At 72.0% G+C, this 300-nt stretch carries 1 protein-coding gene; it reads right to left on the minus strand.

What is annotated here, in order from left to right:
- The coding region (locus tag FFY45_RS21805) for an AMP-binding enzyme (RefSeq protein WP_217902715.1) at nucleotides 1-300 on the minus strand (300 nt) is incomplete at both ends.

Here is a 300-nt window from a genome sequence, read left to right on the forward strand (position 1 = left end):
GGCCGATCTGGGACATCTGTGCGAACGCACGCGCGGCCAGGGCGTCGTCGGTGGGGGCGGGCAGGGCGCGGCGATCGAGCTTGCCGTTGGCCGTCAGTGGCAGCGCGTCCAGCAGCACGTACGCGGCCGGCAGCATGTAGTCGGGCAATTGCGCGGCCAGTGCGGCGCGCAGCATGGCCGGTGCGAGCACGCCTGCGTCAGTATCGGGCTGCGCGGTGATGGAGGCGACTAGGCGTTTTTCTGTCCCGCCGTTGCCGGTGGCAATCACTGCCGCTTCGGCCACGCCCGGGCAGGCGGCGG

Origin of the sequence: Xanthomonas hortorum (genome assembly GCF_011305375.1) — a bacterium.
Classification (GTDB): Bacteria; Pseudomonadota; Gammaproteobacteria; order Xanthomonadales; family Xanthomonadaceae; genus Xanthomonas; species Xanthomonas hortorum_E.